This is a genomic window from Nocardioides sp. NPDC000445, from assembly GCF_040300245.1.
Classification (GTDB): domain Bacteria; phylum Actinomycetota; class Actinomycetes; order Propionibacteriales; family Nocardioidaceae; genus Nocardioides.
This window is the reverse complement of sequence record NZ_JBEPDH010000007.1, coordinates 62,684-79,362: the sequence shown is the minus strand read 5'-3', so window position 1 is coordinate 79,362 and position 16,679 is coordinate 62,684. Positions and strand designations below refer to the sequence as shown.

Below are 16,679 nucleotides of genomic sequence, written 5' to 3'. Positions count from 1 at the left end.
CATGACCGAACCCACTCCTCAGCAGCAGCCCGGTGGGACCCCGCCGCAGTGGGCACCCCCGGGTGCCGACGCAACCGCGACGCCTCCGCCCCCCGCCGCTCCGACCACCCCGCCTCCCGGGGTGGCTCCGACCGCAGTCCTGTCGACGGCCCCGGCGGCCCTCGCCACGACCCCCAAGCCGAAGGCGCGCCGGGCCACGCTCGCCGCCACCGCACTCGTCGGCGCTCTCGTGCTCGGCGGCGGTGCCGGCTTCGGTGGCGCGGCACTGTTCTACTCGACCCAGGAGGACGGCGCCCGGAACGGCGGCAGCTCGGCGACCGGCTCCCAGGTCGTCGACAGCGACGCACCTGAGGGCACCGCCGAGAAGGTCGCGGCCAAGGTGCTGCCCTCGGTGGTCAAGATCGGGGTCGCCGCCCAGGGCGGCAGCGGGTCGGGTTCGGGGATCATCCTCTCCTCCGACGGGCTGATCCTCACCAACAACCACGTCGTCGACCTCTCCTCCGAGAGCACCCAGGAGACCAACCCCGGCTTCCCCGGCTCGCCCGACCAGGACCAGGGGCAGGAGCAGCAGCAGGGCTCCTCGATCACCGTCGACTTCAGCGACGGCACCTCGGCCGCGGCCAAGGTGGTCGGCACCGACCCGCTCACCGACACCGCGGTGATCCAGGCCGAGAACGTCTCCGGCCTCACCCCGGCGACGATCGGCAAGTCCAGCAACCTCGTGGTCGGGCAGGACGTCGTCGCGATCGGGTCCCCGTACGGCCTGGACTCGACCGTCACCACCGGCATCGTCAGCGCCCTGGACCGCCCGGTCAACGTCGGTTCGGACTCCTCCGGCAACGCGACCGTCTACCCGGCGATCCAGACCGACGCCGCCATCAACCCCGGCAACTCCGGTGGGGCGCTGGTCGACATGAACGGCAACGTCGTCGGCATCAACGCCTCGATCAGGTCCAACTCATCCTCCAGCGAGGAGGCCGGCTCCATCGGCCTCGGTTTCGCGATCCCGATCGACGAGGTGCTCCCGATCATCGACCAGCTCAAGGCTGGCGACGAGGCCACCCACGCCCGGATGGGGATCTCGGTGGGCGACAGCTCCGCCGCCCAGTCCGGTGAGAACACCGTCACCGGTGCCGTCGTGCAGGAGGTCACCGCGGACAGTGCCGCCGAGAAGGCCGGGCTGAAGAAGGGTGACACGATCACCAAGGTCGACGACCACCAGATCAACGGCTCCGACTCGCTGGTCGCCACGGTCCGCTCCTATCGCCCCGGCGACGAGGTCGAGGTGACCTGGTCTCGCGACGGCAAGGAGCAGAGCGCGAAGATCACCCTGGACTCCGACGCCACCTGATCTCCCCGCAAGACGCTGGGGCTTCCGACGGAAACCTCAGCGCCGCGGGGTGCCAACAACCGAGCGCCTCATACCCGACACAGATCGGGTATGAGGCGCTCGTCCCCGTTGCGACTCAGGAGACCTGCTTCTGGATGCTGCACAGCCACTCGACCGGTTCGAAGCCCATGGCCTCGTTGACCTGGATCATGTGGGTGTTGACCTCGGCGTTGTACGTCGCCAGGGTCGGCACCTCCGGTCGCTCGGACTGGAGCAGCCTCAGGTTGGCAACCTTGACCGCCAGGCCGAGCCGGTGGCCCCGGTGAGCCCCTTCGACCAGGGTGCCCCATTGATAGCTGTTGCCGTCCAGGCTCGAGTAGCCGATCACCGTGTACGCCACCACCCGGCCGTCGGCGTCCAGCGCCACCGAGTGGTAGAGGGTCCGCTTCTGGGCCGCGACCAGCTCCTCGGACTCGCGCACCTTCGCCACGTCGGGCTCGAGCGCCTCGATGTCCAGGTCGCCGGTCGGCGCCTCGGTCTCCAGGCTGGCGTCGAGCACGGCCCAGCTCTCCACGATGTCGTCGGGCACCGGGCCGACCCAGGAGCGCAGCGTGTAGTCGCCGTGCTTCTCTGCGGCCTCCGCCGCCAGCCGGTCGAGGACGTGGTCCGGCACCGGGAGCCGCAGCAGGCGGCGTACCTCGACCAGGGCGGGCGCATAGCCCCGCGCGATCCCGAAGTCCCGCCCCGGCGATCCCTCACCACCGGAGCCGAGCGGCCAGGGCCACCAGACCTCGCCCGTGAACGACGTACGCCCCTGGGCACGGGCCTCCGCCTCGACATGGTCGAGCAGAGCGGTGCCATGGCCCCGACGCCGGTGGGCCGGCAGGACCGCCACCACGAGCGTCGCTCGGTGGAGGTTGTCGAGCAGCGGCATGGCCATCCAGGCGGCGGCGACCGCCTCACCACCGACACGGCCGACGTAGGCCCTGCGGTCGGTCTTCTCGGTCTGCTGCTGCAGCTCGACGCGCTGCTCCTCACGCGCCCACAGGTCCGCGTCGGGGCCGCGTACGTCGAGCCACGACGCGGTCATCACGTCGTACCACGCGTCGAAGGCGTCGTCGTCGAACGGATCGACGCGCTCGATCACCAGCTCACTCATCGGGACCTCTCCACTCTCGTCTCGTCCCAGACCGGCTCCGGGGACTCATAGACATCACCGTTGGCGCCGTAGACCAGGAAGCGGTCGAAGCCACGGGCGAACCAACGGTCGTGCGTGACCGCGATGACGGTGCCCTCGAACGACTCCAGCCCGGCTTCGAGGGCCTCGGCGGACTGGACGTCGAGGTTGTCGGTCGGCTCGTCGAGCAGCAGCAGGGTAGCGCCGCTGAGCTCGAGCAGAAGGATCTGGAAGCGCGCCTGCTGCCCGCCCGAGAGCGAGTCGAAGGTCTGCTCCGCGGCGTGCGCGAGCTCGTAGCGGTCGAGCACTCGCGAGGCGGCCTCGCGGCCCATCCCCGCGCGCCCCCGCCCGTCCGACGTGGCCTCGCCGCGGTGCAGGATGTCGAGCAGCGTACGTCCCACCAGCTCCGGATGGGCATGGGTCTGCACGAACCAGCCCGGCCGCACGCGGGCACCGAGCTTGGCCTTCCCACGGTGGCGGACCGGCTCGATGGGGGTGTCCTCGACCGGGCGGTGCTCCACGTCCGGGTCGGTGCCGCCGCGGGCGAGCAGCCGCAGAAAGTGGGACTTACCCGAACCGTTGGAGCCGAGCACGGCAACCCGCTCGCCGTACCAGACCTCCAGGTCGAACGGGCTCATCAATCCGGTGAGCTCGAGCGCCTCGCAGACCACCGCCCGCTTGCCGGTGCGCCCGCCGCGCAGCCGCATCTGCACCGCCTGCTCCCGTGGCTGCTCGACGGGCGGCCCGGCCTCCTCGAACTTCCGGAGCCGGGTCTGGGCCGCCTTGTACTGGCTAGACATCCCGTCGTTGTACTCCGACTTGACCTTCAGCCGCAGGACCAGTGCCTTGATCTTGGCGTGCTCCTCGTCCCAGCGACGGCGCTGCTCCTCGAACCGCAGGAACCGGTCCTTGCGGGCCTCGTGGTAGGAGGCGAACCCACCAGGATGCGTCCACGTGCTGTTTCCGGCGCCGGACGCGCCGAGCTCGACCGTGACCACCCTGGTCGCGGTGTTGTCCAGCAGCTCACGGTCGTGACTGACGTAGAGGATCGTCTTCGGGGACTCCCGGATGCGCTGCTCCAGCCAGATCTTGCCGGGCACGTCGAGGAAGTTGTCCGGCTCGTCGAGCAGCAGCACCTCGTCGGGACCACGCAGCAGATACTCGAGCACCAGCCGCTTCTGCTCACCGCCGGACAAGGTGTCCAGGGATCGGTAGCGGGCGCGGTCGTACGGCACCCCGAGCCCGGCCATGGTGCACACGTCCCAGACGACCTCGATGTCGTAGCCGCCGGCGTCGGCGTACTCGGCCAGCGCGGTCGCGTAGCGCATCTGCAGCCGCTCGTCCTCCGACGACATCAGCTCCAGCTCGCACGCCTCCACCCCGGCCGCCGCCTCGCGTACCCGCGCGGGCGCCACCGAGAGCAGCAGCTCACCGACGGTCGAGGAGCCCTTGCCGACCATCTGCCGCATCACCCCGAGGCCGCCCGAGCGCACGACGGATCCCGTCGTCGGGGCCAGCTCACCGGTGACGATCCGCAGCAGCGTCGTCTTTCCCGCGCCGTTGGCGCCGACCAACGCGACCTTCGCACCCTCGCCCACCCGGAAGGAGACGTCGTCGAGCAGCACTCGTCCGTCAGGCAGCTGGAAACTCACTCCAGCAACGTCCACATGTCCCACAACCGTCCAGTCTGGCACCCGTGTCGAATGGTTATTCCGTATCGGCCCCGCAGACGTTCTGAGTCGAGCGGTCCCATCAGTAGAACGTGACGCTCGACACATTTTGGCGAATAGCGATATGACTGACGCCATGCCTCCGCTCGACAGCCAGATCGCTGACCTGCTCACCCTCTTCGCGAAGGGCCAGCCCCTGGAGTCCTTCGACCCGCCGACGGCACGAGCGCTCTACCGTGCGTTGGGCGAGGGCATCCCGCTTCCACCGGTCGGCTCGGTGGAGAACGGGGTGATCCCAGGGCCGGCGGGCGACCTGGACGTGCGCATCTACCGGCCCACCACGCAGGGGCCGCTGCCCACGATCGTGATGTTCCACGGTGGCGGATGGGTCGTTGGCGACCTCGACACCCACGAGGACCAGGCCCGCAACCTCGCCACCATCTGCGACGCCGTGGTCGTCGCCGTGGACTACCGGCTCGCCCCGGAGCACCCGTTCCCCGCCGCGTACGACGATGCGGTGGCCGCCGCTCGCTGGGTCAGCGACAACGCCGCGACGCTCGGTGGTGACGGCCGGGTCGCGGTGGCCGGCGACAGCGCCGGCGGCAACCTGTCGGCCGTGGTCGCCCAGGCCTTCCGCGACGAAGGACGCGAGCTCGCGGGCCAGCTGCTGATCTACCCGGGGATCGACATGACCAGCGGCTACCCGTCGTACGCGGAGAACGGCCACGGCTACTTCCTCGAGCTGCCGACGATGAAGTGGTTCTCGGACAACTACGTGGGCGACGCCGATCGCGCCGACCCCCGGCTGAGCCCGATCAAGGGCAACCTGGAGGGCCTCGCCCCGGCGGTCGTGGTGACCGCTGAGTTCGACCCGCTGCGCGACGAGGGCATCGCGTACGCCAAGGCGCTGGAGAGCTCAGGCGTCCCGACGACGTACCGCCACTGCGACGGTCTCATCCACGGCTTCTTCGCCATGGGCCATCTTTCGCAGGCCGCACAGCTCGCGATCGAGGAGACGTGTGCGCTGTTCAGGACCGTGCTCCACGGGTGAGCCAAGACACACGGTCAAACCAGGGGTATTCCTGATGACCGTCGATTGACGATGGTCCAGACTGGCCGCATGCCGATTGCTGCCCAGCTACGTTCCTTTGGACGGGCGATGACGCGACCGCTGACGGAGCGTGTCCGCAAGTTTGCCCTGCAGTTCGCGATGCGGGGCAAGGAGTCGCCGATTCCCGACATCACCACGCTGCGCAAGATCCCCGAGCACCTGACCTTCCCGCTGCGCCGTGACGGCGTCGACCCGGTGCCGCTGCTCGCCGAGAGCCGCGAGCAGGCGCCGGTCACCAAGCTCGGCTCGGTGCTCGGCCTCGACATCGTGCTGGTCACCGGGCACGCCGAGTCCAAGCACGTCCTGGCCGACAAGAACGCCTACTCCAACGACATGCGCCACCTGCTCGGCACGCGCAAGCGCACCGACGCCGAGGGCATCGGTGGCCTCGGCATGACCGACCCGCCCGACCACACCAAGCTCCGCGGGCTGCTGACCCCGGAGTTCACCATGCGCCGCCTCGGCCGGCTCAACGAGATGATCGACCGGATCGTCACCGACGCCCTCGACGGCATGGAGGCCCACGGCCCTGAGGTCGATCTGGTCCACCACTTCGGCTTCGAGATCCCGTTCCGGGTGATCTGTGAGCTGCTGGGCATGCCCGAGGACGTACGCGACGAGTTCCACAAGCTCGGCATGGCCCGTTTCGACCTCTCCGAGGGGGGCGCCGGAGCCTTCGGCGCGGCGACCGAGACCAGGACGTTCCTCATCGAGCAGGTCCGCCAGCAGCGCGCCAACCCCGGCGACGGCATGATCGGCGAGATCATCCGCAACAAGGGCGCGGAGTACGACGACGTCGAGCTCGGCGGTCTCGCCGACGGCGTCTTCCTCGGCGGCTACGAGACCTCCGCCTCGATGCTCTCCATGGGCGCCTACGTCCTGATGCAGAACCGGGAGGCGTACGAGATCCTGCGCTCCGGCGACAGGGCCGAGGTCGACAAGGTCGTCGAGGAGCTGCTCCGCTACCTCTGCCCGGTGCAGCTCGCGTTCCCGCGGTTCGCCCGTGAGGACCACGACCTCTTCGGCGTACCGATCAAGAAGGGCGCCGTCGTCCTGGTGAGCCTCACCGGCGCCAACCGCGACCCCGCGGTGATGCCGAAGCCGGAGCAGTTCGACCTCCGCAACGCCGACACCATGCACTTCGCCTTCGGCCACGGCATGCACCGCTGCGTCGGCGCCGAGCTGGCCCGCATGGAGCTCCGCGCCGCCCTCACCGGCCTCGCCCGCCGCTTCCCCGACCTGGCCATGGCCACCGACGACCCCGGCGACCTCGGCTGGCGCGACCTCTCGGTCGTCTACAGCCTCGACCGCCTCCCGGTCCGCCTGGCCAAGGACCCGGTCCCCGCCTGAGCGCTCAGCCGTTCCGGCGCTGAGGCACCGGCTCCTCGCTGATCGCCACGGCGATCCAGGGTGCCAGGACGTACGCCGGGATTGCCAGCAAGGGCAGGCTCGTCATCGGGGTCGCGATGATCACGAACGCGGCCCCGGTGCAGAACCGCCCCAGCCCGGCGCGCATGCTCAAGAACGCTCCGACCACCGGCCCGATCAACCCCACGACGACCATCACCGGCACGCTCACCAGCCGCGACATCTCGATGCCGGAGCTCGTCACGGCAAGGTACACAGGCAGCACCGTCACCAGGCTCACCAGCGCGGCGACGCCCCAGGCCTTGTAGGAGCGGGCCAGGCGCTGACGGTTCGTCAGTGCGGGAGTCGTCATCGCACGGTTGGTCATGGCCGGAGTCTCGCAGCGCGCCAGGCGCGACCGGCCGCGAGACGCGCGAGACGGCGGAAACCGGCATCTGGACCGTTCAGGCGCGGCGGGCTCGAGGACTCAGAAGCCCTTGGCCCTGCCGGTCCGCCCGCGCCTACGAGGATTGCACCTGACTATGGCGGAGGATCCGAGTTTGTGAACGATTCACGAACTCGGACCCTCTGCCATAGTCGCCGAGTGAGCGACCCTGTCCCAGTTAGCCCGGGCAGGCCCAGCAGTTGGCCCTGACAAGCTCGCCGGGTGTGCCTGGCTCCATCTCCATGAAGATCTCGGCTGCGTTGGAGCCGTCGTCGCGAGCCACGTCCCCGGATAGCCGGAAACCAGCCCTGTCGTCTGGGAACAGAAACACGTCCCAGATCACGCCACCTCTTTGAATCCGGTACTCCACTACGTCGTACTCCGGCCAGGCCGTCATCTGCAGTGATCCCTGAACGACCTGCCACTCCGAGTCCGCTCCTGGCAGCTGCACCGCGATCGTCGAGTCAACGATCTTCTCGCGCATGTGGATGGCGTACGCAACATCCGAGGCGACCAACGCCAGCACCGGGATCACCACCTTGGCAACAGCGACCCAGAGGGGACGCGGCACTCGCCCCACGACCCAGGCGATCAGCCGCCACAGGTCACGGATCGCCAGAGCTCCGATCAGCGGGGCAAGCAGAAGTGGTCCGAACAGGAGCTCGCCGAGATCGCCCAGGAACGCTCCCGGCCCCTCCGCATCGAAGAGCGGCCTGACGAGCTCCTGGTCAGCCGGGCCGAAGCGAGTCGCGAAGATGACCACCGCCGCCACGACGGTCAGGAGAGCGGGGATCGCGACCCGCGCGATCAAACCGGCGAGCAAGGTGACCACCGCCCAGAGCGCAACGGCACCGGTGAGCACCTGGCCCTCGACGTAGGCCCGGCGGCTCTCGTCAGGCAGCCAGTCCGGCCCGAGGCTGGCGAAGCGGATCTGCACCACGCCCGCAACAGCCCGCCCGCTCGGTACCGGATCCTGCTATCGCCTCGTCCACGCTCACGCAGGGAGCCTGACGCATGAGTCCACGTTCCGCAGGTGATGTCACCGAACTGTCGGCTCCCGCGCCGTGGCGAAGCCTCAGGCGCGGCGTGTCTCCAGGACGCGGAAGCCTTTGGCGCTGCCGATGCGGGTGGTGGGGAAGCCCTGCTCGGTGATCCAGCGCTGCAGCGAGTCGCCGCCGAGATTCTTGCCGACGACCATGACCGCTCGGCCGTCAGGGGCGAGACGCGGGAGCCAGGTGAGGAGCAGCTCGTGGAGGGCCGGCTTGCCGATCCGGATCGGCGGGTTGCTCCAGATCTCGTCGTACGTCACCTCGGGGTCGACCTCGGCCGGCACTGCGGCGCGATACCGGTCGCCCAGACCCAGCTTCGCCGCGTTCTCGTTGGCCAGCAGGACCGCTCGCTCGTTGACGTCGACGCCCGTGACGTACGCCTCCGGCACCGCGAGACCCAGAGCGAGCCCGATCATGCCGTAACCGCAGCCGAGGTCGAGGACCCGCGCGCCGGGCTTCAGCGAGGGCGGCTCGGTCTCCTTGAACAGCACCGACGTGCCGATGTCGAGGCGCCCCTTGGCGAAGACGCCCGACCCGGAGACCAACGACAGGTCCATGTCCCACACGGTCGTCGAGACGGGGATCCGCTCGAAGGGCACCGACGGGTCGGCGGAGAAGTAGTGCTCGTCGTCAGTCCCGGTCAAGCTCGCTCGCCTCTCTGCGGTTCATGGTGCGTTCGTGCTGGGCCGCCAGCAGCTCGTCGGGCGGGTAGGCGACCTCTTCGAGGGTCAGGCCGTTGGCCGGCGCGATCGGGATCGACGAGGACCGTGAACGCGAGGCAAGCGACTCCTTGGCCCAGCTGACGTCCTTGCGCCCCTCCCCGATCACCATCAGGCAGCCGACCAGCGAGCGCACCATGGAGTGGCAGAAGGCGTCGGCGAGCACGGTCGCCTCGATGATCCCGTCGGGGCGCCGCTCCCAGCTGAGCTGGCGCAGATCGCGGATCGTGGTCGCGCCCTCGCGCGGCTTGCAGAAGCTGGCGAAGTCGTTGAGCCCGATGAGGTCGGCGGAGGCGACGTTCATCAGCGACAGATCGAGCGGCCGGGTCCGGTAGAGCACGTGCCCGCGCAGCAGCGGGTCGACGTACGCCGGGTCGTCCACGATCCGGTAGACGTAGCGTCGCCACAGCGCCGAGAACCGGGCGTTGAAGCCCACCGGCGCCTCGACCGCGGCACGTACGCGGAGGTCGGCCGGGAGGATCCCGTTCAGCCGGCGCACCAGCGAGTCCAGCGGCGACTGCTCCGACCGTCCCCGCGAGGACTCGAGCACGTCGGCGTCGATGTCGAAGTGGGCGACCTGTCCGCGGGCGTGCACACCCGAGTCCGTACGCCCGGCGACCGTCACCCACACCTGGGACCGCTCCCCCGTCGCCGGCACCCGCAGCGCGGTCGCCAGCGCGTTCTGGAGCTCCCCCTGGACCGTACGCAGCCCCGGCTGGGTCGCCCAGCCGTGGAACATGGTGCCGTCGTAGGCGAGGTCGATCCTGATGCGCACGGGCCCATTCTCGCAGCGACCACGTCGTTTGCCAGACTCGGCGCATGCGCTATGTGATCTTCGGTGCCGGGGCTGTCGGTGGGGTGACCGGCGGGCTGCTGCACCGTGCAGGTGTCGACGTCACTCTCGTGGCCCGCGGCGAGCACCTCCGGGTGATCCGCGAGCAGGGCCTCACCCTCGACACCCCCGACGGCGTGCTCACCCTCGACGTACCCGCCGTCGAGGACGCGAGCCAGGTCGCCTGGACCGAGGACACCGTCGTCCTCCTCAGCGTCAAGGGTCAGCAGACCGAGGCTGCGCTCGAGGACCTGGCGGCGTACGCGCCGTCTGGCACGCCGGTCGTAGCGATGCAGAACGGCGTCGCGAACGAGCCGCGGATCCTGCGCCGCTTCGCCCGGACGTACGCCATCCACGTGATCCTCCCCGCCACCTTCCTGACCCCCGGCGCGGTGGTCCAGGACTCCGGCAACACGCCCGGCATCCTCGACATCGGCCGCTACCCCACCGGCATCGACGACACCGCCACCGAGATCGCGAACGACCTGGTCAAGGCTGCGTTCCTGAGCGAGCCGCGCGCCGACATCATGGCCTGGAAGCACCGCAAGCTCCTCAACAACCTCGGCAACGGCATCAACGCCGCGATCGCCCCCGGCCCCAGTGACGAGGAGATCCACGCCCGCTGCCTGGCCGAGGCGGAAGCCGCACTCGCCGCCGCCGGGATCGGCGTCGTGACCGCCGACCAGGACCGTACGCGGCGGGCCGGCCACATCACCGGACGCGGCCGTGCCAACAACAGCTCGACCTGGCAGAGCCTCACCCGCGGGACCGGCGTCGAGATCGACTATCTCTCCGGCGAGATCGTGCTGCTCGGTCGCCTCCACGGCGTCCCGACCCCGGTCAACGAGGCCATCCAGCGCGCGGTCCACGACATCGCCCGCACCGGCGCCGAGCCCGGCAGCATCGACGGCGCCACCTTCCTCGCCGGCCTCTGACAGCCGACCGCGGAAACCCGTCTCTGAAAGGGGTGGCAGGCACACAGCGGGTCCGGCAGGCTGCCTGCCATGAGCCACGCCGCGCCGCCTCCCCCGCCGCCACCGACGCCGCTGCCACCGACCCACGCCACCGGTGCCGCCCCTCGGTCGACCATGACCATCACCATCGTCGTGATCGCGGCGGTGGTGGTCCTGCAGATCGCGATCGCCGTGATCGGCTTCCTGCTGACGTACTTCCTCGGCGGCACGATCGCCAGCATGTCCATCTCCAACATCGTGACCATCGTGCTCAACGCACTGTTGTACGCCGTGGTCGCAGGTGGCGCCGCGCTCATCGCCCGCACCCCGACGGGCCGGCTCCTCGGCATCGTGCTGCCGATGCTCTCCTGGCTGTTGAGCACGGTGTTCTGGTACGGCCTCATCCGACTGCTGGACTTCTACAACCCGGCCGTCATCGGCTTTCTCGGACCGCTGTTCCTCCTGATGGTCCTGGCCGGTTGGGGATGTGCCGCGTGGACCGGTCGCCGATGGCTGATCGGGCTGCCGATCACCTACGTCCTGCTGATCGTGGTGCAGACGCCGCTGTCCCTCGCGCTCGCGCCCGCCATGTCCTTCGACAACATCGCCGCGGCACAGCTGCTGTCGGCCGCCTCGACCGTGGCGACGACCGTCGTCATGGTCGTCGGCGGGATCGTCTGCTGGCTGCTGGCCCGATCAGAACAGACCGCCGGGAAATGACAGTGGCCCGTCACCCTCGCGGGTGACGGGCCACAGTTCAGAACCAGATCAGGCCTTGGCCTCGTCCTCGGTGGTCTCCGCAGCGGGAGCCTCCTCGGCGGCGGCCTCGGTGGTCTCGTCGGCGGCGGTCTCCTCGACCGGCGCCTCCTCGACCTTCTCCTCGACGGGGGCCGCAACCGGAGCCGCGGCAGCCGGAGCAGCCTTGGTCTTCGGCTCGTAGGCCTCGTTGACGAGCTCGATCACAGCCATCGGAGCGTTGTCGCCCTTGCGGGGACCGATCTTGGTGATCCGGGTGTAGCCACCCGGACGCTCCGCGAACTGCTCGGCGATCTCGGTGAAGAGGGTGTGCACGACGGACTTGTCGCGGATGGTCTTGAGGACCTCGCGACGGTTGTGCAGGTCACCCTTCTTGGCCTTGGTGATCAGCTTCTCCGCGACGGGGCGGAGGTGCCGAGCCTTGGCCTCGGTGGTGGTGATGCGGCCGTTCTCGAACAGCGCGGTGGCGAGGTTCGAGAGGATCAGCTTCTGGTGCGCGGGCGAACCGCCGAAACGGGCACCCTTCTTCGGGGTAGGCATCGTGCCTGCTCCTTCTCTCCGGCCGTATCAGGTACCGGGGTAGACGCCCCTCACGGGGCGGTTTTGGTGGAAACTCAGTACTGCTCGTCCTCGACGAACGCGTCGTCGTCATCGTCGCCGTAGGCGGCGAGGGCGGCGGACGGGTCGAAGCCCGGAGCGCTGTCCTTGAGGGACAGGCCCATCTCGTGCAGCTTCAGCTTGACCTCGTCGATCGACTTGGCGCCGAAGTTGCGGATGTCGAGCAGGTCCTGCTCCGAGCGCGAGATGAGCTCACCCACGGTGTGGATGCCCTCACGCTTGAGGCAGTTGTAGGAACGAACGGTCAGCTGCAGGTCCTCGACCGGGAGGGCGAGGTCGGCGGCGAGCTGCTCGTCGACCGGCGACGGGCCGATGTCGATGCCCTCGGCGTCGACGTTCAGCTCGCGGGCCAGACCGAAGAGCTCGACCAGGGTCTTACCGGCCGAGGCGATCGCGTCGCGGGGAGCGATGGACGGCTTGGTCTCGACGTCGATGACGAGCTTGTCGAAGTCCGTGCGCTGCTCGACACGGGTGGCCTCGACCTTGTAGCTGACCTTGAGGACCGGCGAGTAGATCGAGTCGACCGGGATGCGGCCGATCTCGTTCTCGGCGCCCTTGTTCTGGACGGCGGAGACGTAGCCACGGCCACGCTCGACGACGAGCTCGAGCTCGATCTTGCCCTTGTCGGACAGCGTCGCGATCTTCAGGTCGGGGTTGTGCACCTCGACACCGGCCGGCGGCGCGATGTCGGCGGCGGTGACGTCACCGGCACCGGACTTGCGCAGGTACATGGTGACGGGCTCGTCGTGCTCCGAGGAGACGACCAGACCCTTGAGGTTGAGGATGATCTCGGTGACATCTTCCTTGACGCCCTCGATGGTCGAGAACTCGTGGAGGACGCCGTCGATCTTGATCGAGGTGACCGAAGCACCGGGGATCGAGGAGAGCAGGGTGCGGCGAAGAGAGTTGCCCAGCGTGTAACCGAAGCCCGGCTCGAGGGGCTCGATCACGAAGCGGGAGCGGAACTCCTCGACGGACTCTTCCGACAGGGTGGGGCGCTGTGCGATAAGCACTGATTTGTCCTTTCCGGGCCGACCGCTATTTGACGGACCCGAACTTCAAGGGGTGATGACGGAAGGCTGTGGGGGCGGCAAGGCCCCGGCGTACGTCTTCTGTGAAGTTTGAACGCCGGGGACTCACCGTGGTTACTGCGTGGGGCTGATCAGAGCTTCGAGTAGTACTCGACGATCAGCTGCTCCTGGACCGGGACGTCGATCTGAGCCCGGACGGGGAGCTGGTGAACCAGGATGCGCATCCGGCTCGGGACAGCCTCGAGCCAGGCCGGGACGACGCGCTCGCCGTGGGTCTCGCGAGCCACGATGAACGGGGTCATCTCCAGCGACTTCTCGCGAACGTCGATGACGTCGTGAGCCGAGACCTGGAACGAAGGCACGTTGACCTTCTTGCCGTTGACCAGGAAGTGGCCGTGAACGACCAGCTGGCGGGCCTGGCGGCGGGTGCGGGCGAAGCCGGCACGGTAGACGACGTTGTCCAGGCGGCCCTCGAGCAGCTGGAGCAGGTTGTCACCGGTCTTGCCACCACGACGGTGGGCCTCGGCGTAGTAGGAAGCGAACTGCTTCTCCATCACGCCGTAGGTGAAGCGAGCCTTCTGCTTCTCACGAAGCTGGAGGAGGTACTCGCTCTCCTTGATGCGGCCGCGGCCGTGCTGGCCGGGAGGGTAGGGGCGCTTCTCGAACGCCGCGTCGTTGCCGACAAGGTCGACACCGAGACGGCGCGACTTGCGGGTCATGGGTCCGGTGTAACGGGCCATTACTCTTCAGTCTCCTTCTATGTCTCGGTGGGGATCAAACGCGGCGGCGCTTGGGCGGACGGCAACCGTTGTGCGGGGCCGGCGTGACGTCCTGGATGGTGCCGACCTCGAGGCCGATCGCACCCAGGGAACGGATCGCGGTCTCGCGGCCCGAGCCCGGGCCCTTCACGAAGACGTCGATCTTCTTCATGCCGTGGTCCATCGCACGGCGACCAGCGGCCTCGGCGGCCATCTGAGCGGCGAACGGGGTGGACTTACGCGAGCCCTTGAAACCGACGGTGCCGGCCGAGGCCCACGAGATCACCGCACCGGTCGGGTCGGTGATCGTGACGATCGTGTTGTTGAACGTGCTCTTGATGTGGGCCTCGCCCTGAGCGACGTTCTTCTTCTCCTTGCGACGAACCTTCGTCGCACCCTGTCGGGTCTTCGGAGGCATGCATTAACTCCTGTGTTGGCTGGTCTGTGAGATCGAGGCGAAAGCCGGATCAACGCGCAGGGCGCGTCGGATCACTTGGCCTTCTTCTTGCCGGCGACGGTGCGCTTCGGGCCCTTGCGGGTGCGCGCGTTGGTCTTGGTGCGCTGACCGCGGACCGGAAGGCCCTGACGGTGGCGGCGACCCTGGTAGCTGCCGATCTCGATCTTGCGGCGGATGTCAGCCTGGACCTCACGACGGAGGTCACCCTCGGTCTGGATGCCCTGGGCTTCGATCTCGTCACGGAGCTTGACCAGCTCGTCCTCAGCCAGAGCGTGCACCCGGGTGTTCGGGTTGACGCCGGTGGCCTCGAGGAGCTTCTGCGAGGTGGTACGGCCGATGCCGTAGATGTAGGTGAGAGCGATCTCCACGCGCTTGTCGCGCGGAAGGTCAACACCTTGGAGGCGTGCCATTGTGTTCCTTACGTTTCGACAGAGGTGTCGGTCGGGTCGCGCCCCGGGGTGGCACCCTCGGGCTCCGGCCTCTGCTCCGGAGGTGACTTCGGACTCCAGAAATCTGGTTCAACGTCCTAGCGACTCGATGCGAATATTCAGTTGTTGCTGCGAGCTGGGCTCAGCCCTGGCGCTGCTTGTGGCGCGGGTTCTCGCAGATCACCATGACGCGGCCGTGGCGACGGATCACCTTGCACTTGTCACAGATCTTCTTCACGCTCGGGTTGACCTTCATGTCAGCCCTTTCTTGATCGTCGGCTGGTTACTTGTACCGGTAGACGATCCGACCGCGCGTCAGGTCGTAGGGAGACAGCTCCACCACCACGCGGTCCTCAGGAAGGATCCGGATGTAGTGCTGTCGCATCTTGCCGCTGATGTGGGCGAGAACCTTGTGTCCGTTGCTCAGCTCCACACGGAACATGGCGTTGGGGAGGGCCTCCACTACGGTGCCCTCGATCTCGATCACGCCTTCTTTCTTCGGCATGCCCTCTGCAATCTGTTGGTCGGTCATCTACCGTTCAAACCACGGATCGGATGACCCGCGGGCGGTCCGGGAACCTCTCCGAAAACTCGGAGTGGACCTCGTGAAGCCATCTGCATGTCTCACCCGCGAGCGCACAGAAGCGCGCTGACCGGGCAGCCGCGAGGCACGACGAGACAGACCCACGTTGGACCGACTACCAAGCCTAGACCCCTAGAACAGCAATGCCCTAATCGTCAAGCCCGGGTGGCCGCGTCCGCCTGAGCGACCTCCGCGACGTACGCGAGCGCCGCCTCCGGGTCGCCGAGGAACGGTCCGAGGTCCTCGGGGTGCGGGAACAGCCGGGTGAACCGGTCCGCCACCGCCTGGTGCTGTGTGGCCGCGCCGAGCACCTGCTGCACGTGGTCGGGAAGCGGGTTGAGCAGCGCGTCGGTCAGACCGGTCGAGTGCTGCGCACGCGTCTCCCAGAAGGTCTCGAAGGTGGCCTGCATCCACTCGGGGTCGAACGGCCGGTCGCCGCGCTCGAGGATCGCCTGCGTGTAGATCCCGGCGCAGTGGGCGGCGTTGTTGGAGCCCTGCCCCGCGATCGGGTCGTTGACCACGACGACGTCACCCATGCCGAAGACGAAGGTGTCGTCCGCGACCTCGGCGTACGGCTTGCGGATCGTGCCGGTGAAGGCGCCCGAGAGCGAGGCGCGGGCGTCGGTGGGCTCGCAGTCGCGCATCAGCTCGCCCTCCCACGGCATGTGCTCGAGCATCACGTGCTGCAGCCGGCGCAGGTGCTCATCGGGGCGGGGGCGGTCCCAGAAGCAGTCGAAGGGACCGTCGGGGATCGCCTCGACGAACGCGACCCGGCTCGGCCCGAACTGGGTCAGGGCGCTGATCACGAACAGCTCCCCCACCCCGGGAGCGACGTTGATCCGCATGCTCCCGGCCGGGAAGTCGTCGGGCTCGACCATGCCGTGGAGGTAGATCGCCGAGAGCGCACGGCCGGGGGTGTCGTACTTGGACCGGACCGGGTCGCGGTCGAAGAGCTCGACGATCTCGCCCTTGCCGGCCGCGATCAGGGTCAGCTCGTACATCGACGCGAGGCCGGCCAGGTCGGAGGTCATCACCGGGTGGTAGATGATCCGGCCGCCCCGGTCCTCGAACAGCTCCAGCCACGAGGACATCTTCAGGCGCTGGTCGACGGACATGGCGTACGGCTCCCAGGGCCCGTCGAACTTGAGCGCACGGACTCCGGGCTCCGGGCTGACCGAGATGCCGACCGCGGGGATGCGGGGCGCCTCGTCCTCCCACAGGTTGAGGTCGTAGACGCGCTCGTACTGCAGCGCAGGGTCGAACATGACCTGCGTCGACATCGGCCAGCCGTCGCGCAGCTCATCGGGCGTACGCGCGGACATGACCGTCACCTCGTAGCCCTCGGCCTGGAGGCTGAGAGCGAGCTGCATGCCCGCCTGTCCGGCGCCGACGATCAGGATCTTGCGCAATGAAAC

Annotated in this window: 19 protein-coding genes; 5 read left to right on the top strand and 14 right to left on the bottom strand. The window is 68.6% G+C overall.

Annotation, left to right across the window (positions count from 1 at the left end; translation table 11 throughout):
* Position 1 precedes the first annotated feature (1 nt).
* On the top strand, positions 2 to 1,351 hold the full coding sequence (locus ABT304_RS11340; RefSeq protein WP_350715194.1) for a S1C family serine protease: 1,350 nt from the start codon (positions 2 to 4) through the stop codon (positions 1,349 to 1,351).
* A 115-nt stretch (positions 1,352 to 1,466) separates the two neighbouring features.
* Here the strand turns inward: ABT304_RS11340 and ABT304_RS11335 are convergent, their stop codons facing one another.
* Positions 1,467 to 2,489, bottom strand: coding sequence for a GNAT family N-acetyltransferase (locus tag ABT304_RS11335; RefSeq protein WP_350715192.1), 1,023 nt, complete (start codon positions 2,487 to 2,489; stop codon positions 1,467 to 1,469).
* Positions 2,486 to 4,183, bottom strand: a complete 1,698-nt coding sequence (locus tag ABT304_RS11330) for an ABC-F family ATP-binding cassette domain-containing protein (RefSeq protein ID WP_350715190.1) — start codon at positions 4,181 to 4,183, stop codon at positions 2,486 to 2,488. The genes ABT304_RS11335 and ABT304_RS11330 overlap by 4 nt, the downstream gene beginning before the upstream one ends.
* Before the next feature lie 118 nt (positions 4,184 to 4,301).
* On the opposite strand from ABT304_RS11330, the gene lipP1 reads away from it, so the two are divergent.
* Together lipP1 and ABT304_RS11320 are read left to right on the top strand one after the other, a co-directional pair.
* Complete coding sequence (gene lipP1 / locus ABT304_RS11325) at positions 4,302 to 5,228, top strand: LipP1 family hormone-sensitive lipase (protein WP_350715188.1); 927 nt, start codon at positions 4,302 to 4,304, stop codon at positions 5,226 to 5,228.
* A 69-nt stretch (positions 5,229 to 5,297) separates the two neighbouring features.
* Positions 5,298 to 6,638 carry a cytochrome P450 gene (locus ABT304_RS11320; protein ID WP_350715187.1) on the top strand — a complete coding sequence of 447 codons (1,341 nt, stop codon included), beginning with the start codon at positions 5,298 to 5,300 and terminating at the stop codon, positions 6,636 to 6,638.
* Positions 6,639 to 6,642: 4 nt separating this feature from the next.
* Here the strand turns inward: ABT304_RS11320 and ABT304_RS11315 are convergent, their stop codons facing one another.
* From ABT304_RS11315 to truA, 4 genes are all read right to left on the bottom strand, one after another.
* Entirely contained in the window at positions 6,643 to 7,023 is a 381-nt protein-coding gene (locus ABT304_RS11315) for a hypothetical protein (protein ID WP_160027055.1), read from the bottom strand.
* Between the two features lie 235 nt (positions 7,024 to 7,258).
* Positions 7,259 to 8,020, bottom strand: coding sequence for a hypothetical protein (locus tag ABT304_RS11310; protein WP_350715185.1), 762 nt, complete (start codon positions 8,018 to 8,020; stop codon positions 7,259 to 7,261).
* A 135-nt stretch (positions 8,021 to 8,155) separates the two neighbouring features.
* On the bottom strand, positions 8,156 to 8,773 hold the full coding sequence (locus tag ABT304_RS11305) for a class I SAM-dependent methyltransferase (protein ID WP_350715184.1): 618 nt from the start codon (positions 8,771 to 8,773) through the stop codon (positions 8,156 to 8,158).
* Positions 8,760 to 9,623 (bottom strand): tRNA pseudouridine(38-40) synthase TruA, encoded by an 864-nt coding sequence (gene truA / locus ABT304_RS11300; RefSeq protein ID WP_160027052.1) that lies wholly within the window; start codon positions 9,621 to 9,623, stop codon positions 8,760 to 8,762. Before truA ends, ABT304_RS11305 begins: the two co-directional genes overlap by 14 nt.
* A 44-nt stretch (positions 9,624 to 9,667) precedes the next feature.
* Between truA and ABT304_RS11295 the strand changes: the two genes are divergently transcribed.
* Both ABT304_RS11295 and ABT304_RS11290 read left to right on the top strand, forming a co-directional pair.
* Positions 9,668 to 10,615, top strand: a complete 948-nt coding sequence (locus tag ABT304_RS11295) for a ketopantoate reductase family protein (RefSeq protein WP_350715182.1) — start codon at positions 9,668 to 9,670, stop codon at positions 10,613 to 10,615.
* A 69-nt stretch (positions 10,616 to 10,684) separates the two neighbouring features.
* Complete coding sequence (locus ABT304_RS11290; protein ID WP_350715180.1) at positions 10,685 to 11,353, top strand: hypothetical protein; 669 nt, start codon at positions 10,685 to 10,687, stop codon at positions 11,351 to 11,353.
* Positions 11,354 to 11,401: 48 nt separating this feature from the next.
* Here the strand turns inward: ABT304_RS11290 and rplQ are convergent, their stop codons facing one another.
* From rplQ to ABT304_RS11250, 8 genes are all read right to left on the bottom strand, one after another.
* Complete coding sequence (rplQ, locus tag ABT304_RS11285) at positions 11,402 to 11,929, bottom strand: 50S ribosomal protein L17 (protein WP_160027046.1); 528 nt, start codon at positions 11,927 to 11,929, stop codon at positions 11,402 to 11,404.
* Positions 11,930 to 12,003: 74 nt separating this feature from the next.
* Positions 12,004 to 13,020, bottom strand: coding sequence for a DNA-directed RNA polymerase subunit alpha (locus tag ABT304_RS11280; protein WP_008361061.1), 1,017 nt, complete (start codon positions 13,018 to 13,020; stop codon positions 12,004 to 12,006).
* A 149-nt stretch (positions 13,021 to 13,169) separates the two neighbouring features.
* Complete coding sequence (gene rpsD / locus ABT304_RS11275; RefSeq protein ID WP_160027044.1) at positions 13,170 to 13,778, bottom strand: 30S ribosomal protein S4; 609 nt, start codon at positions 13,776 to 13,778, stop codon at positions 13,170 to 13,172.
* 34 nt (positions 13,779 to 13,812) lie between these two features.
* A complete protein-coding gene (gene rpsK, locus ABT304_RS11270) occupies positions 13,813 to 14,214 on the bottom strand; it encodes a 30S ribosomal protein S11 (RefSeq protein WP_091052417.1) in 402 nt (133 codons plus the stop codon).
* 71 nt (positions 14,215 to 14,285) lie between these two features.
* Complete coding sequence (gene rpsM, locus ABT304_RS11265; RefSeq protein ID WP_008361056.1) at positions 14,286 to 14,663, bottom strand: 30S ribosomal protein S13; 378 nt, start codon at positions 14,661 to 14,663, stop codon at positions 14,286 to 14,288.
* Between the two features lie 160 nt (positions 14,664 to 14,823).
* On the bottom strand, positions 14,824 to 14,937 hold the full coding sequence (rpmJ, locus tag ABT304_RS11260; RefSeq protein ID WP_008361054.1) for a 50S ribosomal protein L36: 114 nt from the start codon (positions 14,935 to 14,937) through the stop codon (positions 14,824 to 14,826).
* A 27-nt stretch (positions 14,938 to 14,964) separates the two neighbouring features.
* A complete protein-coding gene (infA, locus tag ABT304_RS11255) occupies positions 14,965 to 15,186 on the bottom strand; it encodes a translation initiation factor IF-1 (RefSeq protein WP_011757309.1) in 222 nt (73 codons plus the stop codon).
* Positions 15,187 to 15,419: 233 nt separating this feature from the next.
* Positions 15,420 to 16,673: a styrene monooxygenase/indole monooxygenase family protein gene (locus ABT304_RS11250; RefSeq protein WP_350715177.1), complete on the bottom strand. Its 1,254-nt coding sequence runs from the start codon at positions 16,671 to 16,673 to the stop codon at positions 15,420 to 15,422.
* Between the last annotated feature and the right edge of the window lie 6 nt (positions 16,674 to 16,679).